We start from the raw sequence: 25013 nt of genomic DNA, 5'->3' as shown, positions 1-25013 counted from the left end.
TCCTACTTCAATAGTTGCCCGGCTGATACCGTGTCAATGGCCTGTGCCGTCTGCAATTGCAACGCGCGGTTAATTTTTAAATGGGCGGGACTCCAGCCCGCTAAAAAGCGGTGAAAGTCGGCGTTAGCCACACAATACAATTTTCGCCAGCTATCACAAATAGCCAGACATTCCTGGTGACTAACACGTTTGCTCAGTGCGCTGTTTAACTGCTCAAAATAAAAATCCAGACAGTCTTCGCTGCGCTCGAGCAGTGCTTGTTCTGACAGTGCGCTTCCCAAAAAGTACGCCACATCCTGGACACCAATACCACCACCGACATACTGAAAATCCACGGCGGCTACTTCCTGGCCATCGGCACTGAAACAGAAGTTAGCGACTTTGGCATCACCGTGAATCAGAGTGCGATAGGGACATTGCTGTAATGCCTGATCAAAAGCCGCCGCAAACTGTTTGAGGGGGCTTTGGGCCATTTTATTGAATTCGTCCGGGCGGGTTGCCAGATGCCAGTAACACCCCTGGTCCCACAAGCCTTGTGGCGGCTGATGAATATAGCAGGCATGAAATGCCGCCAGCCAAGCCAACACGGGTTTACAACCTTCAGGGCTAAGCTGGTGATGTCGATAATCAAAACCGGCTTGATTCAGATCGCTCAGCACCAGCGCCAGCCGTTTAGTGACAGCACTGTCTTCGGCATCCGATGCTATCAGTTGCGCCAGATTTCCGCAGTGAGTAAAGCGTGGGGCGTAATGGGTGTAGAAAGCCTGCTCTACAACATAGGAACGCCATTTGCGCTGCAAGCTGTGCTGACTGCTCCAGCCTCTTGGATGAGCGAAGTTTTCTGGTTGGCTGATGAGTTTTATAATTACACGGGACTGCCTGGCCGGCGAGTAGCAACGTAGCAACTGACCAAAATCACTCCACAGCGACTGGACCAGCTCAAACTGGTCTGCATTCGGGTCCTGCAAAAGACCTTTGAGCCATAAAAGCGGTAGAGGCTTAGGTGAATTCATATTCTTACCGGGCTTCAACAAAAAAGGCCAGCAATGCTGGCCCTTTTTCCATTTTTACACTGTTACAGACTGGCAGGACGCGTGGTCGGTGCCGAGGCTGTTGCTGTCGCATTTGCCATCGTTGCCAGACGGCCAGAAGCGGTCAGGGCGGGGCGCTGGTCGTCGGCGCGGCTGATTACGGTGATTGCAACCGTTGACGCTGCCACTTTGGCTGGGCTGGTCATCGGGTGAGTCGCCGTAAATTTACCTAAACTGCTGGCCATGGCTACCTTAACCGGCGCCGCGGGGGCTGCCTTTTCTGCCGTTTGCGGGGCAGGTGCTTGTTCTGCCTCAGCAACAGGCTCTGGCGTGCTTTCCAGCGCTGCGGGTTTTTCCTCAACCTTAGGTTCAGGCGCTTGGTCTAGGGGCGCCGCAGTGGTTTCAGCGTTGGCTGGCTGCTCTTGTGTGGCCGTTGATTCAACGGTTTGGGGAGCGGCTGGCTCTTCAGCTTGTGGCGCCACAGCTTCGGTCTGGGCGCTCGTTTCGGAACCCGCTTGCTTCGAGGTTTGTTCCTCGGTTGCCGGGCTTTGGGCTTCGGCGTCGAGGTTTATTTCTACCTGTTTTGGCTCATCAGTTTCTGCTGTCTGTGCCATTTCTTCACTGCCAGAGGTCTCGCTATCTTCTACAGTGCTCGCATCCTTTGGCTCAGGCGCATCAAACTGAAGTTCATCCTGTTGCGCAGGCTGGGCCGGGGCGTCATCATCAGATTTTTCCTTCTTACGACGTTGACCAGCGGCGCGGGCATGACGAGGTGAACGTCTACTGCGGCTGCGCGATCCTTTTTCTGAACGGGCTTTGTCGTCCTCGTCCTGAGTATTATCGTCGTTGCTGTCCGCCGCATTGTCAGCCTTTTCATTAACGTCATCTGATGACGTCTGTGAACCTGATGGCGTCTGTGAACCTGATGCCGCCGGGGTAGCCTGATTTGGCTCCTCAACTACCTCAGGAGTCTGCTGTGACTGGCTGCCAGTTTCCTGAGCCGCTACCTCAGTTGCCGGTTGTTCAGCGATTGGCTGTTCAGTTTCTGATGTCGCCTCGCTAGCTGCTTGATCGGCTTTATCCTTAACCGCCTGAGTACGTACAGGATGTTTGTCAGTGCCGCCTTCAGCACGTACGCTGCCTTTTAATTCGCGACGCTGACGACGCTCTTTAACCGGCTTTTTACGCACAGGCTTGTCGGTGTCATTGGCACCATCGTTCTGTTGCGCTTGTGGTTGCTGTTGTGTTTGCGGTTGCTCAGCAGCCTCGTCTTTAACCTTGTCGGATTTTTCCGTCTGGTTTCTGTTACGCGAGCGATTACGGCCACGGGTTTGCTTAGGCTTATCCTGGCTTTTGTTATCACTGCTATCAGATGACTTTTCGCTAGTTGGCGCTGTAGTTTTCTCGTCGCTATCGTTACGACGATTTTTGTTATTACCCGAACGATTGTTTCGACGTCTGTCGTTATTACGGCGACGGTTGTTCTGGTTATTGTTGTTGCGTGGTTTTTCTTTTGGTTTCGGTTTTTCCTCAACCTCTTCCTCGCTGGCAAATAAGCCGGATAACCATTTGCCGATTCCGGCTAATAAACCCGTTTGCTTTTCTACGGGCTTCTCTTCCGCTTTCGGCGGTACTACCGGTGCCTGGCTAGGTGCTATCAGTCCTTGTAAGGCTGGTTCTTCACGCTTTGCCGGAGCCGTTACGCCGGGTGATGCTTCTTTGGTTTCTAACTCTGCCAGGCTGATATTGTAGCTGGCATCAGTAACCAGATCGTCAGCACGGTGACGTAAAATCTGATAATGAGGTGTATCCAGATTTGGGTTCGGGATGATGATCAAACTGACATCGTGACGCTTTTCAACATTCTGTACGGCTTTGCGCTTTTCATTCAGCAAATAGGTTGCTACAGGTACAGGCAACTGGGCTTCAATCTGACCGGTATTATCCTTGATGCTTTCTTCTTCAAGAATACGCAGGATTGACAACGCCAGTGATTCGGTACCACGGATAGTGCCATGACCAGAACAGCGTGGGCAGACATTATGCGCAGACTCACCCAGAGACGGGCGCAGACGCTGACGGGACATCTCCAGCAAACCAAAGCGTGAAATGCGGCCTAGTTGCACTCTTGCACGGTCGGGACGCACAGCATCTTTCATGCGGTTTTCCACTTCGCGCTGGTGTTTTACCGGTGTCATATCGATAAAGTCGATAACCACCAGACCACCAAGGTCACGCAAGCGTAACTGACGCGCAATCTCATCGGCTGCTTCAAGGTTAGTGTTTAGCGCCGTTTCCTCAATATCACCGCCTTTGGTTGCGCGGGCTGAGTTAATGTCAATAGAGGTTAATGCTTCTGTGGGATCAATCACAATTGAACCACCGGAAGGGAGGCGTACTTCACGCTCAAAAGCCGACTCAATCTGACTTTCAATCTGGTAGTGACTGAACAGCGGCACGTCGCCTTTGTAAAGCTTGACGCGGCTGGCAAAGTCCGGGCGAACCAGTTCAATGTGCTGCAATGCCTGTTCGTAAACACGCTGTTTATCGATTAGGATTTCACCCACATCGCGACGTAAATAGTCGCGAATGGCGCGCACAATAACATTACTTTCCTGGTGAATCAGGAAGGGGGCTGAGCGTTCTTCTGCAACTTTTGAAACTGCTTCCCAGTGGGTTAACAGAACCCGTAAATCCCAGTCCAGTTCTTCATAGGATTTACCCACACCAGCGGTACGAACAATCAGACCCATGCCATCAGGCAGGTCGAGTTTCGACAGTGCGGCTTTCAGATCAGTACGTTCGTCGCCTTCGATACGGCGGGAAATGCCTCCGGCACGAGGATTGTTTGGCATTAATACCAGGTAGCTGCCAGCCAGCGACAGGAAAGTGGTTAACGCTGCGCCTTTCTGGCCGCGTTCTTCCTTATCGATTTGAACGATAACTTCCTGGCCTTCTTTGATAACGTCCTTGATATTAGGACGACCTTCGAGCTTGTAATTTTTTGGAAAGTAGGTGCGGGCAATTTCTTTGAGGGGAAGGAAACCGTGGCGATCGGCGCCGTAGTCAACAAAGGCAGCTTCTAAGCTGGGCTCTACGCGGGTAATTTTACCTTTGTAGATATTCGCTTTCTTTTGCTCGTGTCCGGGACTTTCTATATCTAAATCATACAAGCGTTGCCCGTCTACCAGGGCAACCCGCAACTCTTCTTGTTGAGTTGCATTGATTAGCATTCTTTTCATTGTATCTAACTCTGTTATTGCTTACAGCCGTTCAGATACACAATTAAAGTGACTGTGCAAAACCTCACCGCGCAACCTCACGTTGGGCAGGGATCCTGTTGTATTGTCGCATTACCCTTGATTTTATTCGCTTTTTACTACATCAAAAAAGCGTTTCTGTCTTTATTGGGTGTCGGGAACGACGGCCCTGTACAAGTTTTATGTATCTGTTCACCAACCTGAACTTCGCGGGTCAGTGAACTATGTCAATTCAATTCTGTATAACTAAACGGCAAATTATTTTTGCCATTGTCGCAAGTTTTCAGCTACGTGATTGTTCATCAACGCACGTTGTATTACCTACTCAATTGATAAATCCGCAATGGGGTAGTTTGGTGGTAATACAGACTCTGCGACCGGTTGTTTAACTTTTTAGTTTAACGTTATTTTAACAACGAGTCTGACGATAACCTTTCGGTGTCGTTTCGGTTAAAACAGTTTGATTATCGCACCAAAGCATTGAAATAGGCAAGCCATACCCGTAATTAGGTGTTAATTAACCGTGTTGAGGTCGCTTTCAGCGCAAAATACCGTCATACCGACCTTGCCACTGTCGGTTTTTAGCCAAACCTGGCTGGAGTTAAGTGAATGTCCTGTGGAAATACGTTAGAATCGCCGCCTATGAAAACAGCCGACGCAATGCCCGTGACATCATCAGACAATACTAAAGCCACCTCCCAGGTTCAATTCGTTGAAGTTGAACCTGATTTAGACGGTCAGCGCATCGACAATTTTTTGCGTACCTTTTTAAAGGGCGTGCCGAAAAGCCTTATTTACCGAATTTTACGCAAAGGTGAGGTCAGGGTGAATAAGAAACGGGTGAAACCTGAATATAAGCTGGTTGCCGGCGATCTCATTCGTGTGCCCCCGGTCAGAGTCAGTGAGACGCCTGAATTACCTTCTCCGAAACTCGACAAAATCGCCAGCCTTGAACAGCATATTCTGTTTGAGGACTCGCACCTTATTGTTTTTAACAAACCTTCTGGTTTGGCAGTACATGGCGGCAGTGGCTTAAGTTTCGGGTTGATTGAGGGGCTACGCGCGCTGCGGCCCGAGGCAAAATTTATGGAACTGGTGCATCGCCTGGACCGTGATACCTCCGGCTGTATCTTAGTGGCTAAAAAGCGTTCGGCACTGCGACATATGCATGAGCAGTTGCGTAACAGCCAGATGGATAAACGTTACCACGCACTGGTTGCCGGTCAGTGGCCGCCAAACCGGTTTAAAGTGAAAGCCCCATTACAGAAAAATATTCTGCAATCCGGTGAGCGTCTGGTCAGTGTTTCTGAGCAGGGCAAGCCCTCAGAAACCCGTTTTCGCATACTGGAGCAGTTCGATGATGCCACGTTGGTTGAAGCGTCACCGATCACCGGCCGTACCCATCAAATCAGGGTGCATTGTTTACATGCCGGCCATCCGATTGCCTGTGATGACAAATACGGCGATGCAGACTTTGATAAACAAATGAAACGACTGGGTTTGAACCGATTGTTTTTACATGCCTCGAGTTTACGCCTGATGCACCCGCAAACTGAACAAATGGTGACATTTAACGCGCCTTACGATGAGCAACTTACCAAAGCCGTTAACACCTTAAAGACGCTTACTAACGGATAAACACGCGGGATACTATGACCAAGCAGTACGAACTGATCATTTTTGACTGGGATGGCACGTTGATGGATTCAGCGGCCAAAATTGTGAGCTGTATGCAAAAGGCTGCAGCACATTGCCAGGTGACTATTCCCTCCGCTGCCGCAGTCAGCCATATCATTGGTATTAGTCTGAAGCCTGCAATTAAGCAGTTGTTTAATACCGATGATGATGAATTGGCCGAGCGGTTAACCCTGGCCTATAAAGAAGTGTATCTTGGTGCCGATACCACGCCATGCCCGTTATTTGACGGGGTAACAGATATGCTGAGTGCGCTAACCGATGCGGGAAATGTATTGGCCGTGGCAACTGGCAAGGCCCGGCGTGGGCTAAATCGGGCCTGGCAACAAACTGACACCGGGCATTTCTTTACAACCTCACGCTGTGCTGATGAAGCCGATTCCAAACCATCACCGGACATGCTGTTACAGCTGCTGGAAGAACGCGGCCTGACCGCTGGTCAGGCGCTCATGATTGGCGATACTACCTACGATATGCTAATGGCTCAGGCTATTGGCATGGACAGAGTAGGGGTTAGCTATGGTGTACACGCACCGGTTAATTTAGCGAAGCATCATCCAAAAGCTATTGTGCATTCCATTACTGAGCTGCATGCGCTGTTAATGACGCAGGGTTAAATCGAGTAAATTAATCTGCCAGTTGGCCAGCATGTCCCGTAACAGCATAACCGGCAGGCCAATTAAGGTATTCGGGTCCCTCGAGTCGATGCGGTCAAACAGCAATACGCCGGCGCCCTCCGCTTTAAAGCTACCGGCGCAGTCATAGGGCTGCTCTTTGAGTAAGTAACGCTCTATCACCGAATCCGATAATGCCGAAAAAGTTACGTAGACGTCTTCATACTGAGTTTGTTCACGCTGATGGGCCTGGTGTACCAGACTAAGCGCGGTAATAAAGCGCACCTTATTACCTGAACACAGTTGGAGTTGTTCGATGGCTTTATCCAGAGTGCCCGGTTTACCGAGAATATGGCACTGACCCTGTTTGTCTGTCACGGTAGCCACCTGGTCGCCACCGATGATCACGGCATCGGGATAGTCAGCCGCCACGGCGCGGGCTTTTTCTGTAGCGAGCCGGCATGCCAGGCTATCAGGCGCTTCGCCGGGAACCGGAGTTTCGTCAATATTGGGGCTGATGCCTGGTACCTGAAAGCCAATATTGGCCAGTTGTGCTCTGCGGTATGCTGAAGATGAGGCGAGAATAATTCTTGGTGATGTCATCGTTATTATATTTCTGTCGTCGCTTTATTTACCCCTTTATAGCAAGGGAATTGAAAAAGAGTTTAGCGGATTTTGCCACATTGGTAAAAAAACGATTAATCCTTTGACAGTAAAGGGCTGACGCTATATTATGCGCGCCCTATGCAGAAAGTGAAATTACCGCACCAGGTTGAACCGGTCAAAAGCGCGCTAAATCGCTCAGATTATGAGGGAGTTATCGCTACCAAAGACATGGCGAGATTAATGGGTTCCGTCGTCAGCAGTGACGAATGGGTTGAAGTGAAAGTGCAGTTCGAAAAAGACGCGCAGGGTCTTACTGTTTTTCATGGCACTCTGGACACCGCAGTAGTTTTACTCTGTCAACGGTGTAACGAGGCATTTGATTGTCCGCTTCATGTTGATTTTTGTTATAGTCCGGTGCAGGGACAACAAGACGCAGAAGCATTACCCGAAGCCTATGATCCGGTAGAGGTCGGCGACCACGGAGAAGTCAATCTTCTTCAATTACTTGAAGACGAGCTGATTTTGTCGTTACCGATTGTGCCCCTTCATGCAGAGGAAGCGTGTGCAGTCACCAGTGACGATATGCAGTTCGGCGAGATTGAACCGGAACAGAAGCAACCAAACCCTTTCGCGGTTTTGAAAGAACTTAAGCGAGACCAGGAGTAAGTTATGGCAGTACAACAAAATCGTAAAACGCGTAGTAAGCGCGGCATGCGTCGTTCACACGATGCGTTGACAGGCGAGACTTTGTCTGTCGATGCAACGTCGGGTGAAACACACCGCCGTCACCACGTGACCGCTGATGGTTACTACAAAGGCAAAAAAGTCATCGGTAACTAAGTTACTGGTGCCGACATTTTGTCTAAACTAACCATTGCGTTAGATATCATGGGGGGCGATCATGGTCCCCCTGTTATCCTTTCTGCTGTCCAAAAAGCCATTCAGTCCATTACCGATGCACAGTTTATTTTGTGTGGTGATGAGAGCGTTATTCTTCCCGCTCTGGAAACCCTGACCGACGACCAACGTCAACGTACTGCAGTGCATCACTGCGAGCAAATCGTTGAAATGGGCGAGCCTCCAACTTCGGCACTGCGTAATAAAAAACAATCTTCCATGTGGAAAGCACTGCAACTGGTTGAGACCGGTGAAGCGGATGCGTGCGTTAGCGCAGGCAATACCGGTGCGTTACTGACCATGGCGTTTTACCTGCTTAAAACCCTGCCGGGTATTGATCGTCCGGCGTTGGTTTCTGATATGCCAACCGCCAGCCATCACCGTGTTTTTCTGCTCGACCTGGGGGCAAATGTTAATTGTACCTCCGAGATTTTATTCCAATATGGCGTGATGGCCTCAGTGCTGGCTGAACAAATCAGTGGTATTGACTCACCAAGAGTGGCACTTCTCAATGTAGGCGAAGAAGATATAAAGGGTAATGCCCAGGTTAAGTACGCCGATCAGTTGTTTAAGAATGCCAAAGGGATTAACTACATTGGCTATGTGGAGGGTGATGACATCTTCACTGACTATGCCGATGTGGTGGTGACCGACGGGTTTACCGGCAATATTGCACTTAAATCCTGTGAGGGCCTGGCCAAACTCGTTATAAATGAAGTGAAACGACAGTCCCAGGCTAACTTTTTCAGTCGCTTAATGGCCCGAATCGCTTTGCCCTTACTAAAAACAGTTTACAATCGTGTGAACCCCGACCAGTATAATGGTGCCAGTCTGTTAGGATTGCGCGGCATTGTGATCAAGAGTCACGGAAATGCCTCGGCAGAAGCGTTTTATTACGCCATATTGCAGGCCAAGCAAGAAGCTGAGATGAACGTGCCTGAAAAAATAAAAAGTAAAATAGAAACCGTTTTATTGGAGCAACTTTGAGCAAATACTCTCGTATAATAGGTACAGGTAGCTACTATCCTAGCGACATACGTACCAATGCCGATTTAGAGTTGATGGTGGACACCAGTGACGAATGGATCACGGACCGAACCGGCATTAAAGAACGCAGAATTATTGGTCCGGATGAGACCGCTGCAACCATGGGGGCAGAAGCCAGCAAGAAAGCCATTGAAGCGGCCGGTATTGACGCATCTTCTATCGACATGATTGTTTGTGCGACCACTTCTGGTCGTCACGCCTTACCCAGCACTGCCTGTGAAATTCAAAATATTCTCAACATTGATAACATCCCGGCCTTCGACGTAGCGGCAGCCTGTGCCGGTTACTGCTATGCATTAAGCATTGCCGACCAGTATGTTAAAAGTGGAATGGCTAAACGGGTTCTGGTGGTGGGTTCTGATTGCCTGAGCCGGCATATCAATCCGGCCGATCGTACCATGGTGATTCTGTTTGGCGATGCCGCTGGTGCAACCGTTATAGAAGCCAGTGACGAGCCGGGAATTCTGTCTACCCATATCAATGCTGCGGGGTCTTACAGTGACCTGCTGAAAATTGGCAATCCGGATAAAATGAATCCTGCCTCTATTGATGAAAACTGGGGCTCGATGAAGGGCAACGAAGTCTTCAAGGTAGCAGTCACCAAGTTGTCTGAAATTGTTGAGCAGACGTTATCTGCCAATAATATGCAAAAAAGTGATCTGGACTGGCTGGTACCACACCAGGCCAATTTCAGAATTATAAAAGCAACAGCCAGAAAGCTGGACATGTCGCTGGACCAGGTTGTACTGACACTGGAGAAGTATGGTAATACTTCTGCGGCTACGGTACCTACAGCGCTCGACGAAGCCATTCGTGATGGTCGAATCAAGCGTGGTCAACATTTATTGCTGGAAGCATTCGGTGGTGGTTTTGCCTGGGCTTCTGCTTTAGTTAGGTATTAACAAATGCCATGGTGAGTTGGCAGCCAACATCACCTGAATTAGAACAATTATAAGGATGCTTTATGACTCGTATCGCCTGTGTGTTCCCTGGACAGGGCTCTCAAGCGGTTGGCATGCTCAAAGAGCTGGCCGACGTTCATCCGTCAATTCTCGATACCTTTGCGCAAGCCTCTGAAGCGCTGGGGTATGATCTGTGGGACGTGGTGCAAAACGACCCTGATAACAAACTCAATGAAACGCAGGTGACTCAACCGGCGTTGTTAACTGCCAGTGTTGCTATTTACCGTTTGCTTGAAGAGCAGGGTATTGCACCAGAATACATGGCCGGTCATAGCCTGGGCGAATATTCGGCGCTGGTGTGCGCGGGTGCGCTGGACTTTGCTGCTGCGGTTAAGCTGGTAGAGGCCCGTGGTGAGTTTATGCAACAGGCAGTACCTGCCGGTGCCGGCGCTATGTATGCTATTATCGGCCTCGACGATGACAGCATTGCAGAAATTTGTCAGGACACGGCTGTCGCCACGGGAGACGTGGTTTCTCCGGTCAATTTTAACTCGCCCGGTCAGGTGGTTATTGCCGGTGAGAAAAACGCCGCAGAACAAGCCGCCAATGCTTGTAAAGAAGCCGGTGCGAAGCGTGCTTTACCGCTGGCGGTAAGCGTACCTTCACACTGTGAATTAATGCGCCCGGCGGCTGACGACCTCGATGACAAGCTGGAAACCATTGCGCTGGCCACACCGTCAGTCAAAGTGGTTAATAATGTCGATGTAGCGGTTGAATCAGATCCTGCCGGTATTCGTAATGCGCTGGTGCGTCAGTTATATTGCCCGGTACAATGGACTAAAACGGTAGAGTTTCTGGCTGCAGAAGGCATCGATACCATTATTGAAGTCGGTCCGGGTAAAGTGTTAACCGGACTGGGCAAACGGATTGTTAAATCTGTCAATTATATTGCTGTCAACACACCGGATTCGGTGGCGTCCTGGCAGGCAGAATAATAGGAATATTTGTTAAATGAGCGATTTACAAGGTAAAATTGCCCTGGTAACGGGTGCCAGTCGTGGCATTGGTAAAGCGATTGCTACGCTGCTGGCGTCGCAGGGAGCTGTGGTTATCGGTACGGCAACCAGCGAGGGTGGTGCGCAAGCTATCACTGAGTATCTGGCTGCCTCTGGTGGTAAAGGAATGAAACTCAACGTTACCGAAGAAGGTGCCGTTGATACCCTGGTCAAAGCCATCAGTGATGAATTTGGTCCTGTTGAGATCTTGATCAATAATGCAGGTATCACACGTGATAATCTGCTAATGAGAATGAAAGACGAAGAGTGGCAGGCGATTATTGACACTAACCTGACTGCTATCTTTTCATTGTCAAAAGCCGTTTTGCGTGGAATGATGAAGAAACGCTGTGGTCGCATTGTGAATGTTGGGTCAGTAGTGGGTAGTTCGGGTAATGCCGGACAGGCTAATTATGCGGCGGCGAAAGCCGGTGTCATTGGTTTTTCTAAATCACTGGCTCGCGAAGTAGCCTCTCGTGGCATTACGGTAAACGTTGTTGCGCCTGGTTTTATCGATACCGATATGACCAAGGCTTTAAGTGATGAGCAACGTGAAGCCATTTTCAAAGATATTCCGGCGAATCGTTTGGGTCAGCCAGAAGAAGTTGCTGCAACGGTTGCGTTCCTGGTGAGCGACGGTGCGGCATATATCTCTGGTGAGACTATCCATGTAAATGGTGGGATGTACATGGGCTAACTCTACTTTGTGTGAATTTTTGCAGTTTTGCATTGACACACAGACAGAGAAAGCCTTGAATGTTAAAATCTTGTTGATTAAACTTGGTTCGTTGCTGGTTTGACCAGATAGATAGTTCTAGCTGGTCGCTTGCAAGCGATAATATTGCAAAATAAACTAGCGACAATTTTTGTATCTAGTGACGTTAAGGGAAACCTAGAATTATGAGTAACATTGAAGAGCGCGTAAAAAAAATCATCGTTGAGCAGCTTGGTGTTAAAGAAGAAGAAGTAAAATCCGAAGCATCTTTTGTTGATGATCTGGGCGCTGATTCACTTGACACTGTTGAGTTAGTAATGGCGTTGGAAGAAGAATTCGACACTGAAATTCCAGACGAAGAAGCAGAGAAAATCACTACTGTTCAGTCTGCAGTTGACTACATCAACGCTAATAAAGACGCGTAAGCCTCTTTTTTAGATTGTGAAAAAACGGCTCTGTAACGGAGCCGTTTTTGTATGTATTGTGATAGCTCAACGCTTGTTTCTTAGCTGAAACCGTTGGGCTGTTTTGATTAGTTCCAATGCGAGGACATTCTGTGACAAAACGTCGCGTAGTGGTTACTGGCTTGGGTACGTTGTCCCCTTTAGGTTTGTCGACAGACAAAACCTGGCGCCGAATTCTGGCTGGCGAAAGCGGGATTGGCGAGATTACCCATTTCGATTGCAGTAACTATTCCACTCGGTTTGCCGGTCAAATCAACGATTTTGATCCGCAAGACTATATCGATAAAAAAGAAACCAAAAAAATGGACCGCTTTATCCAGTTAGGGATAGCTGCGGGTAAGCAGGCTTTACAGGATTCCGGTCTTGAAATTACTGCCGATAACGCACCTCGTGTGGGTATTGCCATTGGTTCAGGGATAGGCGGTCTGGAACTTATCGAAGAAAACCACAGTAAGCTGGTTAACAGCGGCCCACGCCGGGTTTCGCCGTTCTTCGTCCCTTCCACTATCACGAATATGATTTCAGGTTTTCTGTCGATTATGGCAGGACTGAAAGGGCCAAACCTGAATATTGTCACGGCCTGTACAACCGGTGTGCACAATATTGGTGTAGCAGCACGCACAATTGCTTACGGTGATGCCGATGCCATGCTGGCTGGCGGTGCCGAAGCGTCAATTACTCCGCTGGGTATGGCTGGCTTTGCGTCTGCCCGGGCACTGTCTTCGCGTAATGAATCACCACAACAGGCAAGTCGCCCGTGGGATAAAGACCGCGACGGTTTCGTTATGGGCGAAGGTGCCGGTGTGGTTATGCTCGAAGAATACGAAGCAGCCAAAGCGCGCGGCGCGACTATTTATGCTGAGCTGGTAGGCTTTGGCATGAGTGGCGATGCGTACCATATGACGTCGCCACCAGAGAATGGTGAAGGCGCTGCAGCGTCGATGGTAAATGCCATTAACGATGCCAAAATTGACCCAACCCTGATTGGTTACATCAACGCTCACGGGACTTCAACGCCGGCTGGTGATATTGCTGAAGTGTCGGCCGTTAAGAGCGTGTTTGGTGAGCATGCGAAGAAAGTGCTGGTGAGTTCGACCAAGTCAATGACCGGTCACTTGCTGGGTGCCGCAGGTTCAGTTGAGGCCATCTTTACTATTCTGGCGCTACGCGACAGACTGGCTCCGCCGACCATTAACCTGGATGAGCCGGGTGAAGGATGCGATCTGGACTTTGTTCCCCATAAAGCCAAGGCCTTTGAGGAAGAGTATGCATTATGTAACTCTTTTGGTTTTGGTGGCACCAATGGCAGCTTGATCTTTAAGCGCCCATAAGCCGATATCCAACAAAGTATAAAGGGAGCCCGGTGCTCCCTTTTTGTTTGCCGAAAAAACCATCCGCTGCTGCGGCTTGGTATTAACAGAATTACTGATACAATACCCGACTGAAACTGACTAACCCGGTAACTGCCGAACGCGCTGTATGACTGATACCCATGGACTGGCTCCACTGCAACAATTTGCCCTCAATGACCGGCTGGCCAACTATGGTGACGGTACGTTTACCACTATGCAGGTGTCCGATGGTAAGGTTGCCCTGTTAAATCGACACATTGATCGTCTGGTAAATGACAGCCAGGCACTTGGCTTAACGGTTGCCGCTGACGCCATTCGTAAGGTCATAGTGGCCGCTTTAGCAGCGCGCAGCGACGGCGTGCTAAAGGTGTTAATTGGCGCTGGGCAGGGGGGGCGTGGCTATGCGCGACTGGCCGAACCAACAGTAAACGTTGCGGTAAGCTGGCACGACTTGCCTGCTGTTTATCAAAGCTGGCAACATCAGGGTATTCATGTAGGTACTGTGCCTGTGACCTTAGCCAGGCAACCTTTGCTGGCCGGATTAAAACATGCCAACCGCTTAGAGCAGGTGTTGATTAAACAGGCTCTGGTGCGAACCGATTTCGACGACGCCATTGTGACCGACACTGAGCAAAATGTTATTGAAGCCAGTGCCGCTAATCTCTTCTGGCAGACCGGCAATCAGTGGTTTACCTCTTCGCTGGCGCTGGCTGGCGTTAATGGCGTTATGCGGCAGTTTATCCTCGACCACCGTCCGGATATCAACATTATCGAACAACAGTTAACTGAGATAGCACACGTAGACGCGATGTTTTTATCCAATGCACTGATGCAAATTGTGCCGGTGAAAACCCTCACGCTGGGTGAGTCCAGACGGGAACTGGCTATTGCGCCGGTACTGTCGTTACAGAGTGCTCTGGCGGCGGCTTATGCAGGAGAATACGGTGCTGCGTAAACTGGCGTTAGGGTTAATTATTGTAGTGGGCGGCGCTATGGCAGCCATGGGCTGGTTGCACCAGCAATTTGGCAAACCGCTTAAGCTCGAAGAGCCCAGGTTATTTACACTCGTTGCCGGGCAAGGCGCTATTGAAACCCTGCAGCGGTTTGATCAGCAGGGCTGGCTTCCCATGCCAAAGCTTGCTGCCCGTCTGTGGCTAAAATTTGCTTATAGTGGCCAGCCTATTCTGGCCGGAACATATGCTTTTGAGCCGCCCTTAACGCTGGCTGATGCGTTTGAGTTGCTCTCCCGTGGTGAGGAAGTGCAGTTTGATATCAGCCTGATTGAAGGACAAACCTACCCGCAGTGGCTGGCAACGCTTAGCGCACATCCACGCCTCAAAAACGATCTGGAAGCCAAAGAGCAGGCACTGGTAAAAAGCTTACTTACCGGGTGGCAACAATACAGCACCACGCCGTTAACCCACCTTGAAGGGTTATTATTGGCAGATACTTATCATTTCACCAATCAGACACCCGCCAGTGAAATTTTAAAAAGGGCTTCTGCTGCTATGCAGACCTATTTGCTGAAAAAATGGGCTAAACGTGAGCCCGGTTTGCCTTATGAGGCGCCGGTTGATGTATTAACCATGGCATCGATTATCGAAAAGGAAACCGCCCTGGCGTCAGAGCGCGCCCGCATAGCCGGAGTGTTTGTTAATCGTCTTGAACAGAACATGCGGCTGCAAACCGACCCAACGGTGATATATGGATTAGGAGATCGTTTCGACGGCAACCTGACCCGGCAGCACCTGCGAGAAGATACGCCCTACAATACGTATGTACACAAAGGGTTACCTCCCGGGCCTATTGCCATGATTGGCCGGGTGGCTATTGATGCGGCCTTGCAGCCCGCACTGACCTCGGAGCTGTATTTTGTCGCCCGGGGGGATGGCAGTCATCAGTTTTCCAATACATTAGAAGAACATAATCAAGCGGTACGAGAGTTCCAGCTAAACCGAAAGGACGGACAACCATAGATGGCAGGTAAGTTTATTGTCGTTGAAGGCCTCGAAGGGGCCGGCAAAAGTTCAGTGATAGCACTGGTAGAACAAGCGGTTAAGTCCAGGGGCTTTGCTACTGTCACGACACGCGAGCCCGGCGGCACGCCCATGGCAGAAGCAATCCGCAATTGCGTAAAGCAAAACTGGCAGGAAAATGTGGTTGAAGAAACCGAACTGATGCTGATGTATGCTGCGCGCGCTCAGTTGCTGGCCAATGTGATTAAACCTGCCATGGCGGCAGACACCTGGGTTATTGGCGATCGGCACGACTTGTCTTCACAGGCTTATCAGGGCGGTGGCCGCGGCATTGACCAGACCACGCTGGCCGCGCTTAGTGATATTACGCTAAAGGGCTTTAAGCCCGATCTGACCCTGTACCTGGACGTGGAGCCGGCGGTGGGCCTGGAGCGCGCCCGAGGCCGTGGCGAACTGGATCGTATAGAGCTTGCCGGGCTGGGCTTTTTTGAGCGCACCCGGGCTCGCTACCGCGAATTGGCTGCAGCTGACAGCAGTATTATGACTATTGATGCCATGCAATCTATGGCGGCTGTGCATCGTGATGTGCAGCGCACTCTGGAGCAGTATTTTTCATGCTAGCGTTGCCTTGGTTAACCGAGCGTTATCAACAATTGGTCCGGCGTTTCCAGTCGAGTTCGCTGCACCACGGTATTTTGCTTAGTGGCCCGCAGGGCGTGGGCAAACGGCAATTGGCGGATGCGCTGATGCAGGCCGTGTTATGTTTGCAACCAACAGCCCAGGGGCCTTGTGGGCAATGCCAGAGTTGTAAGCTCATTGACGCGGGAACTCACCCGGATCGGTATGTGCTGGAAAGCGAAAAACAGCTTGGGGTGGATGCCATTCGTGAAGCTATTGGTAAATTAAATACCACTGCGCAGATAGGCCGGCATAAAGTTTTAATTATCCCGGCCGCCGAGCGCATGACCGAGTCAGCCTCCAATGCGTTGCTGAAAACACTGGAAGAACCCACTGATAATACCTATTTGCTGTTGCTTACTCATCGTGTTGCAGGATTACTGCCTACTATTCTGAGCCGCTGTGAAAAGCACGTTATCGCCACGCCTTCTGCCTGTCAAAGTCTTCAATGGCTGGCTTCCCAGGGCCTTGATGAAGTTGACCAGGCGTTACTCAATGCCTATGGTAATGCGCCTTTGCGGGTTGCTCAGGCGTTAACCGACGACAGCACCCTAAGCTATCGTGATTTTCTAACCGGCTTGGAAGCGTTGCTGGGAAATAATCAGGATGTCACAGAAGTGGCGTCAAAGTGGCAGGAGCATGCAGAGCAGGTGATTTACTGGTGTCAGCAGTATTATCATGATCAATACTGTAAAACTCAGCGTAAAGAAGACTGGCAGCGCTATCAGCATTGCATTGATTATGCTGTCAGGGTACGCCATCCCGGCGTGAACAAGGTTTTACTTCTGAGTCAGATTTTTTCATTATTAAAACAAGCCTAAGGAGCTTTTTTTGTTTGTAGATTCCCACTGTCATCTCGACCGCTTAAAGCAAAATACTGAAGAGCTGGCGCAAACGCTGGCCTTTGCCCGTCAACGCGGAGTAGAGCACTTCCTGTGTGTATCGGTATCGGTGAAAGATTACCCACAAATGCTCAGTACGGTGAGTGGTTTTGATGATGTGTCTGTCTCTTGCGGCGTGCACCCGTTACACCAGGAAGATGCCTGTGACTATGACACCTTACTGGCCGCTGCCAGCAGCGATAAAGTGATCGCGATTGGCGAAACCGGGCTGGATTACTATTACAGTGAAGATACCCGCGAGGTCCAGATTCAGTCGTTTATCGATCATATCAAAGTGGCCAATGATACGCATAAGCCGCTTATTATTCACACCCGGGATGCTCGCGAAGACACCATTGCATTGCTTAAACAATATAAAGCGGAACACACCATTGGTGTACTGCATTGTTTTACCGAAGATCTGCCAATGGCTCAGGCGGCCATGGAACTGGGCTTCTATATTTCGATTTCCGGCATTGTTACCTTTAAGTCTGCGGCTGAATTACAGGCCGTAACCAAGGCTATTCCTCTTGAACGACTGCTGATCGAAACTGATTCACCCTGGCTGGCACCGGTACCCCATCGTGGTAAGCCAAACCAACCCGGCTATGTGGTGGAAGTCGCAGAGTTTATAGCTGAGTTGCGCGGCATCAGTGTGAGCGAGCTGGCCAAAGCCACCACTGCCAATTTTTACCGCTTGTTTTCCGGTATTAAGGTTAATGGTTAAACACCATGTGTGACTGGGCAGCGTTATTGCTAAAAAGCCTGGATAAGACCCGGGATATGCCGGAAAGTCGTTACTTTCAACTGGCCACGGTTGACGAAGATGACCTGCCGCATAACCGCACTGTGGTATGTCGCGGGTTTGATGAACAGCAGTCGGTATTGTGGGTGGTAACCGATACCCGCAATAAAAAGATCGCCGAACTCCAGGCTAGTCCCCACGCTGCGGTATGCTGGTATTTTGCCAAAACCCGCGAGCAATACCGAATGGCGGTGCGTTGCAGGGTAGATACCCCGGATACCGATGAGTCGTTATGTGAACAGCACTGGCAGCGCCTGACGGTGGCAGCCCGGCAACAGTTTTTATGGGGCGAGCCCGGCAGCGAGCGCACCGCCCCGAAAAAGTCTCTCATTGATCACAGTGCTAATACGGATGTCTTGCCCGATCATTTCTGTGTACTCACCTTACTGGTGGAAAGCGTGGATTACCTTAATCTGCGCGGTAACCCGCAGCAGCGGCAGTTTTTTGAAAAACAGCAGGGGCAGTGGCATAGTAAAGCGCTTATTCCCTAATCGGTAAACACTAATGGCTATTCGCTTTGTGCTGGGCGATATCACCCGCGCCACCACCGACGCTATTGTTAATGCGGCAAACTCCGCCATGCTCGGTGGCGGCGGTGTCGATGGCGCTATTCATCAGGCCGCCGGTGCGGCGTTGCTGAAAGCCTGTGAAGCGGTTGCGGCGACGAATGGAGTGCGTTGTCCACCGGGTGAAGCGCGCATTACCGGCAGCGGTCGCCTGGCCGCGAAACACGTTATTCATACCGTTGGCCCGGTATATCACAGCGATCCGCATCCGGCGGAAACACTGGCCAGCGCCTATCAGCAAAGTTGCCGGCTGGCGCTGGCAAATGGCTGTCAGTCGGTGGCCTTCCCGGCAATATCCTGTGGTGTGTATGGTTACCCTCATCCGGAAGCGGCGCAGGTGGCCATTAATGCTTGTTTACAATTTGCCGGCACCCTTGAGATTGATTTTTACCTCTTCGACCAGACACTATACGACTGTTTTGTTTCTCAGTGGCAAACCATCAGGCAACATCAGCAACAACAATAGAACTTTTTGCGCTGCCCTGACGACTATTATAAAAATCACCAGAAATGGAGTTTGTGATGCGTTTATTTAAAACTGTCATAGCTGTGCTGCTGTTATTTAGCAGCCAGTGGGGCCTGGCTGCAGAAAGCCGCGAGTTGAAACAATTGGATCGATATCTGACGGCCTCGGTAACCAATGGGTTTAGCGGCGCTGTATTAATTGCCGAACAGGGCGAGGTTCGCTTTAAGCAAGGATATGGAAAGGTCGACCGTAAAGAGACTGTCACTATCTCTGCTGATACCCTGTTTGATATTGGCTCGGTGTCAAAACAGTTCACCGCGGCAGCCGTGATGCATTTGGTGCAAGAAGGTAAACTCACCACCAACATGTCTCTCAGCGAGTTTTTTGACGATGTGCCACAAGACAAACAGGCCATTACTTTACATCATTTGCTGACGCACTCGGCGGGGGTGGCTAACGGCATGGGTGAAGGCGATTTCAGTCACGTGCCTACCGATGCATTTTTTAACCGGTTGTTTGCACTTCCGCTGTATTTTGCGCCAGGCGAGGGCTATGCCTATTCAAATGCCGGTTACAGTATTCTGGCCCGGGTGATCGAACTGACCAGTGGCATGCCTTATGAAGCCTATATTCAGCAAGCGCTGTTTGAACCTGCCGGTATGCACCACACTGGTTACCTGAAACCGCTGCTGACTGAACTGCCTGCGGCAGTGGGCTATTTATACGGCGAAGCTGAAACCGGCAGTACCCGTGACCAGTACTTTGAGGATGGGGCTATCGCATGGCCACTGAAAGGGAATGGCGGGATCCTGTCCACCATGAACGATATGTACCTATGGGCTCAGGCGCTGCAGAATGATTCCGTACTGGCGGCGAAATACCGCAACCGGCTTTTTCAGCCACATGTAGCAGAAAACGAGGAGGGCACCAGCCATTATGGTTATGGTTGGGCGGTAATGACCACCCCACGAGAAACGCCCTTTATCGGTCACAATGGCTCAAACGGCACCTACTATTTTGACTTTCGCTGGTTTCCGGACGAACAGACGCTGATCCTGTTTGCGTCGAATGCACTGGTAGAAAGTACCATGGCTTTGCCGTATTTCATTGAACAGTTTTTATTTGAGAGTGAACCTTTGCCAGCGTTTGAGAGCGGTCTCACCAGCGACATTGTGCGACTGTCGCTGCAGACCAGCGGAGCACCTGAACATAAAAAAGCACAGGTGCAGAAAACCTTTGCCAGTGTTATTGACGAAAAACGCACGCTTAATCGTGCCGGGCTAAGGTTAATGGATCAGGGGTTTTATAATGACGCGATTGCGCTGTTGTTACTCAATGTAGAGCTGTATGGTGACGATGGGAATTTATGGGACAGCCTGGGAGAAGCCTATTACGTGAGCCAGCACTATGAGCAGGCAAAACAAGCATTCAACCAGGCAATAAAGCGTCGCCCCGCAGAAAATTGCTTTTGGTGCGAGAATAGCCACGCCAGATTGCTGCAACTGGGTGATACGCAGTAAAAAGAGAGGGGGAGCCTTACCTGTCTTCAACCGTCATTTGCCCGGTATTAAGTCACCGGAGATAGCACTCTGCACCACTTTGAAGCGGTCAGTCTGGCGCCGAAAGACAAAAATTCAGGTTTCCTCGGTAAAATGTTACGTGTAACATGTTTGTCCGACTTGTTTGTACATCTGTTAACATTTATGACCAATCGCGCTTCACTACAAGATATCGCCGATCAGCTGGGCATTACCAAAATGACGGTATCCCGTTATTTTCGTTCACCTGAAAAGGTAGCGCCAGCCACGCGCGAAAAAATTGCTCAGGCGGTAAAAAGCGCCGGTTATATTCATAATCGCGCGCCTGCATTGATGTCAAAGTCTCTGAGTCACACCATTGGCGTGGTGATCCCGTCATTATCCAACCAGGTCTTTTCCGCTTTGGTGGATGGCATCGAAACCATCACCAATTCAGAATCCTTCGACATTTTACTCGCCCACTCAGGCTACGACCCTAAAGTAGAAGAACGTAAAATTGAAATGCTGCTGTCTTATCAGGTGGATGGCCTGATTCTTTGTGAAACCGAACACACCGATCGAACCCGAACCATGTTAAAACAGGCAGGTATTCCGGTGGTGGAATGTATGGAGTTGCCGGAAGCGCCTATAGATATGGTGGTAGGACTGGATCATAAAGCGGCAGCTTTTAATGCAGTAAGCCGGATGATTGCCAGCAACAAACAACATATTGTGTATCTGGCGGCCCGGCTGGACCGACGAACCATGCTGCGTCAGCAGGGGTATGAGCAGGCGATGTGGGAGGCGGGGTTGACTCCGCAAACGGTCGCAACCCCTTTTCAGTCGAGTTTTTCGCAAGGTATGAAACTGCTACAGCAGGCGCTGGATACCTTTGATAGGGTGGATGGTATTTTTTGTACTAACGATGATTTAGCCGTTGGGGCAATGCAATATTGCAATAATGAAGGGATACGGGTACCGGATGATTTGGCGGTAATGGGCTATAACGGCCTGGATATCGGGCTGACTATGCAGCCTAAACTGACCAGTGTGGTCACCCCTCGTCAGGCAATCGGGATTAAAAGTGCCCGCCTGCTAATTGACGTGATAAACGGTAAGGTACCCTCAGACAAACTGTTTGATCTGGGGTATTCCTATACCGAGGGTGAATCGCTCAGTTAACCCTGTGCATTGAAGGGCAGGTGACGCTGAATATCCGCAACCAGGTCAGCGATGGGTAATTCCACATCAGCAGTGTAAACATCGGGTTCCCGCTCGTCGGGGCGTTCCAGGGTGGTGAACTGGCTGGTCAGCATGCGGGCTTTCATAAAATGTGCCTGGCGCGCTTCCATACGGCGCTTAATCAAGTCAAAACTCCCCTCCAGAAACACAAATTGCACACGGCTGATATGTTGTCTGAATACATCGCGGTATTGTTTTTTTAACGCTGAGCAAACAATGACCACCGGAATGTTGGCGGCCAGGCTCTTTTCAGCTGTGGCGGCAATGAGTTTAAGCCAGGGCGCACGGTCGTCATCATTGAGCGCTTCACCGCGTGACATTTTGGCAATATTTTCGGCCGGGTGCAGGTCATCGCCGTCAACAAACCGAGCCCCGCTAGCCTCAGCCAGACGTTCTCCAACCGTACTTTTACCACTGCCGCTGACGCCCATTACTATAATGCAACTGGGCGCAGCGTTTTTATCGATTGTTGTCATAGAGTCTGCTTGCGTTCTTGTTAAAAAAATGTTCTGCTAAATGTTATGCGTAACATTTTAGCCCGGGTTTCGACCTGTGTGAATAGTAAATTTAAGAATAAACTGAGATTCCATGGATATTGCGAGCAATCAAACTGACAATATTGTCTTACTGTTAACCGGTCTGACTATGGTGTTAGTCCTGATGGGACTGATTATTGTGGCCCGGGTGCATGCCCTAATTGCGTTAATTCTGGTGAGTCTGATCACCGCCCTGGTGACCGGTATCGGTGCCGCTGACGTGTTACCCGTGATGATGCAGGGCTTTGGTAGTACGCTGGCTGCAGTGGCCCTGCTGGTAGGCCTTGGCGGTATGATTGGTAAGTTACTTGAGAGTAGCGGCGGGGCAGATGTACTGGCTCAGCGGATGATCAGTCTGTTTGGTCTGGAACGTGCGCCGCTGGCGCTGGGTATTACTTCGCTGTTGTTCGGATTTCCCATCTTTTTTGATGCCGGCTTAATCGTCATGATGCCGATTCTACTGAGCGTGGCGAGACGTTTACAGCAATCAACCTTAATAACCGTGTTACCCGCTGCGGGCGCATTTGCGGTAATGCACGCCTTTGTTCCACCTCATCCCGGGCCGGTGGCAGCGGCTGATTTACTGGGCGCTAATATCGGGCTGTTGCTGATTATTGGTACGCTCATCGCCATCCCCACGTGGTTTTTGGGGAGCTACCTTTATGCCATGTATGCCGGTAAACGATTTACTATCGAATTGCCAGCGTGGTTTACCAACAACGATAGCCACGGTACTGGCCAGTGGCAGCCTTCGTTTGCCAGGGTTATTGCGGTGCTGCTGCTGCCGTTTGGTTTGATATGTCTTGATACGGTGGTTAATACGTTGCAGGTGGCCGGAATGTTACCGGAACAATCCTCACTGTTAAGTGGACTGCGGTTACTCGGCAAAACGCCGGTGGCACTGCTGTTAACGTTACTGATGGCGTTTGGTTTATTTCGCAAACAGTTCTCCCGTAAGCAATACGAGGCACTCTGCAATGATGCCCTCGGACCGCTTAGCGCAGTCATTCTGGTTACCGGCGCCGGGGGAATGTTTGGTGGCGTTTTGCGGGCCGGGGGAATTGGCGATGCCTTTGCTCAGTTACTGGTGGATAACGGTTTACCGGTAATCGTGGCGGCATTTGTGATTTCTGTTTGTTTGCGCGTTGCACAAGGCTCAGCCACGGTGGCCCTTACCACTACCGCTGCATTGATTGCGCCGGTCGTGACTCAGGTCCCCGGCCTCAGCGCCGTAGATTTATGCTGTATTGTGATTGCCATTGCCGGTGGTGCTACAGTGCTGTCGCACTTTAATGATTCTGGCTTTTGGCTGGTGTCGAGGTTACTGCAAATGGATGAAAAGACGACGTTAAAAACCTGGACAGTAATGGAAACCTTATTAGGCTCAATCGCGTTTGTACTGGCGCTCCTGTTGAGCGCCGTATTCTAAGGCTGGCTTATTCTGACTCGGGGGGCGAGGGCAGGCCAAATGAGCTTAAAGCGAGTTCATAAGTGCCGGCCTGAACACCGTTTAAAGGCGCATAGTTAGGGGCATTGCTGGGAATAAAGCTGACTTTATTAAACAGCAGCGGCTGAATTTGTTTAATAATCGCCGGAATAAACTGCGGGTACTTGGTCATTGGTCCGCCCAGTACAAACATTTTGGGGTTGATGACCGCGGCAATGGTGGCCAATGTACTGCCGATTTGTGCAATAGCGGGGTGTTGGCTTAACTCCACGCCTTCCTCCAGCGCTTGCTGTAAGTGATGATTAGAAACAAAGTCCTGCAGGTTCTCGTCTTTATTGACCATAATATGCCCAATTTCGCCGGAGATGCCCGTAGAGCCTCTAATCAGATGATTATCCAGATAAATCCCGGCGCCAATACCTTCGCCAAAATAAATGAAGACGAAATCGGATACATTTTTAGCGATGCCCAGAGTTTTCTCGGCCAGTGTGGCCCAGTTTACATCGTTATCCAAAGTGACCGGGCATTCAAAATGCTCTTGCAGCAGCGTTTTAAAGTTAATGCCATGAATAATACTGAATTTAGAGTAGGGTAACGCCAGGATCTCACCGGTTTGAGAATTCACCGGCACCGCCACTGAAACACCAATCGCCAGTAGCGGGGATGACTGGTCTTGTACTGCAAGGCCAATAAAGCGCAGGATGGCGTTGGCGAGTTCCACCTGCTGCCATCCGGGGTCAATATAAAAACATTGGTCCCGGATCACTTTCAGCGATAAATCAGTCAGCCTTAACTGGATCTGCTTCACATCAATAGCAATGGCGAGTGTCAGCCCTTTTGCGGCGTTAATTTCGTAAATAACACCGGCGCGGCCCTGCTTGTTTTTGGTCTTTCTGGTGGTTTCTACCACCAGGCCGCTTTTTTCCAGTCGCTGCGCAGATTCAGAAATCGTCGGGCGGGAAATGCCGGTTTTCTTGGCTATGGCGGCTCGCGTCATTGGACCATGTTCTTTCAGACAATGAAAAAACTGCCTGTCGGTCATCAGAGCGAGTGGTGTGCCTTGTTGTAGGGGGTCTGTTTGTTTCATTTTTATTAACACATTTCTCTACTGATTCGCTCAGTTTGATTATTATTTCATTAGGCAACAAATGGTTCCGTTCGCGGTATGTTAAATCATCGTTGCAAAATGTTTTGTTAATATACCTGCTTTTTAAATTCTTAAAAGGCTTTTCCAGCAAATGAGTGCTGCTTTGCACTAATT

Annotated in this window: 25 protein-coding genes; 20 read left to right on the top strand and 5 right to left on the bottom strand. The window is 50.1% G+C overall.

The features are described from left to right. Positions 1 to 2: 2 nt before the first annotated feature. Positions 3 to 1013 (bottom strand): phosphotransferase, encoded by a 1011-nt coding sequence (locus AC27IB_RS04265; protein WP_487119152.1) that lies wholly within the window; start codon positions 1011 to 1013, stop codon positions 3 to 5. Between the two features lie 62 nt (positions 1014 to 1075). Beyond that, positions 1076 to 4273 carry a ribonuclease E gene (gene rne / locus AC27IB_RS04260; RefSeq protein ID WP_487119150.1) on the bottom strand — a complete coding sequence of 1066 codons (3198 nt, stop codon included), beginning with the start codon at positions 4271 to 4273 and terminating at the stop codon, positions 1076 to 1078. A 660-nt stretch (positions 4274 to 4933) separates the two neighbouring features. On the opposite strand from rne, the gene rluC reads away from it, so the two are divergent. Together rluC and AC27IB_RS04250 are read left to right on the top strand one after the other, a co-directional pair. Further along, a complete protein-coding gene (rluC, locus tag AC27IB_RS04255) occupies positions 4934 to 5929 on the top strand; it encodes a 23S rRNA pseudouridine(955/2504/2580) synthase RluC (RefSeq protein WP_487119148.1) in 996 nt (331 codons plus the stop codon). A gap of 14 nt (positions 5930 to 5943) precedes the next feature. Continuing rightward, positions 5944 to 6603 (top strand): HAD family hydrolase, encoded by a 660-nt coding sequence (locus AC27IB_RS04250; RefSeq protein WP_296043759.1) that lies wholly within the window; start codon positions 5944 to 5946, stop codon positions 6601 to 6603. Here the strand turns inward: AC27IB_RS04250 and AC27IB_RS04245 are convergent. Then, positions 6586 to 7203 carry a Maf family protein gene (locus AC27IB_RS04245; protein ID WP_296043761.1) on the bottom strand — a complete coding sequence of 206 codons (618 nt, stop codon included), beginning with the start codon at positions 7201 to 7203 and terminating at the stop codon, positions 6586 to 6588. The two genes, AC27IB_RS04250 and AC27IB_RS04245, sit on opposite strands and share 18 nt — an antisense overlap. Positions 7204 to 7344: 141 nt before the next feature. Here AC27IB_RS04245 and yceD point away from each other — a divergent pair, with 141 nt between their 5' ends. From yceD to AC27IB_RS04160, 17 genes are all read left to right on the top strand, one after another. Beyond that, positions 7345 to 7872, top strand: a complete 528-nt coding sequence (gene yceD / locus AC27IB_RS04240; RefSeq protein ID WP_296043763.1) for a 23S rRNA accumulation protein YceD — start codon at positions 7345 to 7347, stop codon at positions 7870 to 7872. Between the two features lie 3 nt (positions 7873 to 7875). Continuing rightward, positions 7876 to 8046: a 50S ribosomal protein L32 gene (gene rpmF / locus AC27IB_RS04235; protein ID WP_105935833.1), complete on the top strand. Its 171-nt coding sequence runs from the start codon at positions 7876 to 7878 to the stop codon at positions 8044 to 8046. Between the two features lie 18 nt (positions 8047 to 8064). Continuing rightward, the gene (gene plsX / locus AC27IB_RS04230) at positions 8065 to 9090 is read left to right on the top strand and encodes a phosphate acyltransferase PlsX (RefSeq protein ID WP_487119145.1); all 1026 of its coding nucleotides are present in this window, start codon (positions 8065 to 8067) and stop codon (positions 9088 to 9090) included. Beyond that, on the top strand, positions 9087 to 10052 hold the full coding sequence (locus AC27IB_RS04225) for a beta-ketoacyl-ACP synthase III (protein WP_296043770.1): 966 nt from the start codon (positions 9087 to 9089) through the stop codon (positions 10050 to 10052). The genes plsX and AC27IB_RS04225 overlap by 4 nt, the downstream gene beginning before the upstream one ends. 62 nt (positions 10053 to 10114) lie before the next feature. Continuing rightward, complete coding sequence (fabD, locus tag AC27IB_RS04220; protein ID WP_296043773.1) at positions 10115 to 11047, top strand: ACP S-malonyltransferase; 933 nt, start codon at positions 10115 to 10117, stop codon at positions 11045 to 11047. A gap of 16 nt (positions 11048 to 11063) precedes the next feature. After that, positions 11064 to 11804, top strand: coding sequence for a 3-oxoacyl-ACP reductase FabG (fabG, locus tag AC27IB_RS04215; protein WP_296043775.1), 741 nt, complete (start codon positions 11064 to 11066; stop codon positions 11802 to 11804). 203 nt (positions 11805 to 12007) lie between these two features. Continuing rightward, the gene (gene acpP, locus AC27IB_RS04210) at positions 12008 to 12247 is read left to right on the top strand and encodes an acyl carrier protein (RefSeq protein ID WP_075609221.1); all 240 of its coding nucleotides are present in this window, start codon (positions 12008 to 12010) and stop codon (positions 12245 to 12247) included. A gap of 131 nt (positions 12248 to 12378) precedes the next feature. Further along, the gene (gene fabF / locus AC27IB_RS04205; RefSeq protein ID WP_487119142.1) at positions 12379 to 13617 is read left to right on the top strand and encodes a beta-ketoacyl-ACP synthase II; all 1239 of its coding nucleotides are present in this window, start codon (positions 12379 to 12381) and stop codon (positions 13615 to 13617) included. A 148-nt stretch (positions 13618 to 13765) separates the two neighbouring features. After that, the gene (gene pabC, locus AC27IB_RS04200) at positions 13766 to 14593 is read left to right on the top strand and encodes an aminodeoxychorismate lyase (protein ID WP_487119140.1); all 828 of its coding nucleotides are present in this window, start codon (positions 13766 to 13768) and stop codon (positions 14591 to 14593) included. Then, positions 14568 to 15614, top strand: a complete 1047-nt coding sequence (mltG, locus tag AC27IB_RS04195; protein WP_296043783.1) for an endolytic transglycosylase MltG — start codon at positions 14568 to 14570, stop codon at positions 15612 to 15614. The genes pabC and mltG overlap by 26 nt, the downstream gene beginning before the upstream one ends. Continuing rightward, complete coding sequence (gene tmk, locus AC27IB_RS04190; RefSeq protein WP_296043785.1) at positions 15615 to 16235, top strand: dTMP kinase; 621 nt, start codon at positions 15615 to 15617, stop codon at positions 16233 to 16235. Further along, positions 16229 to 17113 (top strand): DNA polymerase III subunit delta', encoded by an 885-nt coding sequence (holB, locus tag AC27IB_RS04185; RefSeq protein WP_487119137.1) that lies wholly within the window; start codon positions 16229 to 16231, stop codon positions 17111 to 17113. The genes tmk and holB overlap by 7 nt, the downstream gene beginning before the upstream one ends. A gap of 10 nt (positions 17114 to 17123) precedes the next feature. Then, positions 17124 to 17900, top strand: a complete 777-nt coding sequence (locus AC27IB_RS04180; protein WP_296043790.1) for a TatD family hydrolase — start codon at positions 17124 to 17126, stop codon at positions 17898 to 17900. Positions 17901 to 17905: 5 nt separating this feature from the next. Further along, positions 17906 to 18469: a pyridoxamine 5'-phosphate oxidase family protein gene (locus tag AC27IB_RS04175; RefSeq protein ID WP_487119135.1), complete on the top strand. Its 564-nt coding sequence runs from the start codon at positions 17906 to 17908 to the stop codon at positions 18467 to 18469. A gap of 13 nt (positions 18470 to 18482) precedes the next feature. Next, positions 18483 to 19010 carry a macro domain-containing protein gene (locus tag AC27IB_RS04170; protein WP_487119133.1) on the top strand — a complete coding sequence of 176 codons (528 nt, stop codon included), beginning with the start codon at positions 18483 to 18485 and terminating at the stop codon, positions 19008 to 19010. A gap of 56 nt (positions 19011 to 19066) precedes the next feature. Further along, positions 19067 to 20530 carry a serine hydrolase gene (locus AC27IB_RS04165; protein ID WP_296043796.1) on the top strand — a complete coding sequence of 488 codons (1464 nt, stop codon included), beginning with the start codon at positions 19067 to 19069 and terminating at the stop codon, positions 20528 to 20530. Between the two features lie 183 nt (positions 20531 to 20713). Next, the gene (locus tag AC27IB_RS04160) at positions 20714 to 21709 is read left to right on the top strand and encodes a substrate-binding domain-containing protein (protein ID WP_296043797.1); all 996 of its coding nucleotides are present in this window, start codon (positions 20714 to 20716) and stop codon (positions 21707 to 21709) included. Here AC27IB_RS04160 and AC27IB_RS04155 read toward each other — a convergent pair. Then, positions 21706 to 22245 carry a gluconokinase gene (locus AC27IB_RS04155; RefSeq protein WP_296043800.1) on the bottom strand — a complete coding sequence of 180 codons (540 nt, stop codon included), beginning with the start codon at positions 22243 to 22245 and terminating at the stop codon, positions 21706 to 21708. The genes AC27IB_RS04160 and AC27IB_RS04155 overlap by 4 nt on opposite strands. A 112-nt stretch (positions 22246 to 22357) precedes the next feature. Here AC27IB_RS04155 and AC27IB_RS04150 point away from each other — a divergent pair, with 112 nt between their 5' ends. Next, positions 22358 to 23734: a GntP family permease gene (locus AC27IB_RS04150; RefSeq protein WP_296043803.1), complete on the top strand. Its 1377-nt coding sequence runs from the start codon at positions 22358 to 22360 to the stop codon at positions 23732 to 23734. A 7-nt stretch (positions 23735 to 23741) separates the two neighbouring features. On the opposite strand, the gene AC27IB_RS04145 is transcribed toward AC27IB_RS04150, so the two are convergent. Then, entirely contained in the window at positions 23742 to 24839 is a 1098-nt protein-coding gene (locus AC27IB_RS04145) for an ROK family transcriptional regulator (RefSeq protein WP_487119130.1), read from the bottom strand. Positions 24840 to 25013 lie beyond the last annotated feature (174 nt).

Source organism: Alteromonas sp. 4NH20-0104 (assembly GCF_057547795.1).
Note: the sequence above shows the minus strand (reverse complement) of the source record. Positions and strands in the feature narration are given on the sequence as shown.

Bases quoted from the DNA above. Each gene is read 5' to 3' on its own strand.
- AC27IB_RS04265 (WP_487119152.1), bottom strand. From the start codon at position 1,013: ATGAATTCACCTAAGCCTCTACCGCTTTTATGGCTCAAAGGTCTTTTG.
- rne (WP_487119150.1), bottom strand. From the start codon at position 4,273: ATGAAAAGAATGCTAATCAATGCAACTCAACAAGAAGAGTTGCGGGTT.
- rluC (WP_487119148.1), top strand. From the start codon at position 4,934: ATGAAAACAGCCGACGCAATGCCCGTGACATCATCAGACAATACTAAA.
- AC27IB_RS04250 (WP_296043759.1), top strand. From the start codon at position 5,944: ATGACCAAGCAGTACGAACTGATCATTTTTGACTGGGATGGCACGTTG.
- AC27IB_RS04245 (WP_296043761.1), bottom strand. From the start codon at position 7,203: ATGACATCACCAAGAATTATTCTCGCCTCATCTTCAGCATACCGCAGA.
- yceD (WP_296043763.1), top strand. From the start codon at position 7,345: ATGCAGAAAGTGAAATTACCGCACCAGGTTGAACCGGTCAAAAGCGCG.
- rpmF (WP_105935833.1), top strand. From the start codon at position 7,876: ATGGCAGTACAACAAAATCGTAAAACGCGTAGTAAGCGCGGCATGCGT.
- fabD (WP_296043773.1), top strand. From the start codon at position 10,115: ATGACTCGTATCGCCTGTGTGTTCCCTGGACAGGGCTCTCAAGCGGTT.
- fabG (WP_296043775.1), top strand. From the start codon at position 11,064: ATGAGCGATTTACAAGGTAAAATTGCCCTGGTAACGGGTGCCAGTCGT.
- acpP (WP_075609221.1), top strand. From the start codon at position 12,008: ATGAGTAACATTGAAGAGCGCGTAAAAAAAATCATCGTTGAGCAGCTT.
- pabC (WP_487119140.1), top strand. From the start codon at position 13,766: ATGACTGATACCCATGGACTGGCTCCACTGCAACAATTTGCCCTCAAT.
- mltG (WP_296043783.1), top strand. From the start codon at position 14,568: ATGCAGGAGAATACGGTGCTGCGTAAACTGGCGTTAGGGTTAATTATT.
- tmk (WP_296043785.1), top strand. From the start codon at position 15,615: ATGGCAGGTAAGTTTATTGTCGTTGAAGGCCTCGAAGGGGCCGGCAAA.
- holB (WP_487119137.1), top strand. From the start codon at position 16,229: ATGCTAGCGTTGCCTTGGTTAACCGAGCGTTATCAACAATTGGTCCGG.
- AC27IB_RS04175 (WP_487119135.1), top strand. From the start codon at position 17,906: ATGTGTGACTGGGCAGCGTTATTGCTAAAAAGCCTGGATAAGACCCGG.
- AC27IB_RS04170 (WP_487119133.1), top strand. From the start codon at position 18,483: ATGGCTATTCGCTTTGTGCTGGGCGATATCACCCGCGCCACCACCGAC.
- AC27IB_RS04165 (WP_296043796.1), top strand. From the start codon at position 19,067: ATGCGTTTATTTAAAACTGTCATAGCTGTGCTGCTGTTATTTAGCAGC.
- AC27IB_RS04160 (WP_296043797.1), top strand. From the start codon at position 20,714: ATGACCAATCGCGCTTCACTACAAGATATCGCCGATCAGCTGGGCATT.
- AC27IB_RS04155 (WP_296043800.1), bottom strand. From the start codon at position 22,245: ATGACAACAATCGATAAAAACGCTGCGCCCAGTTGCATTATAGTAATG.
- AC27IB_RS04150 (WP_296043803.1), top strand. From the start codon at position 22,358: ATGGATATTGCGAGCAATCAAACTGACAATATTGTCTTACTGTTAACC.
- AC27IB_RS04145 (WP_487119130.1), bottom strand. From the start codon at position 24,839: ATGAAACAAACAGACCCCCTACAACAAGGCACACCACTCGCTCTGATG.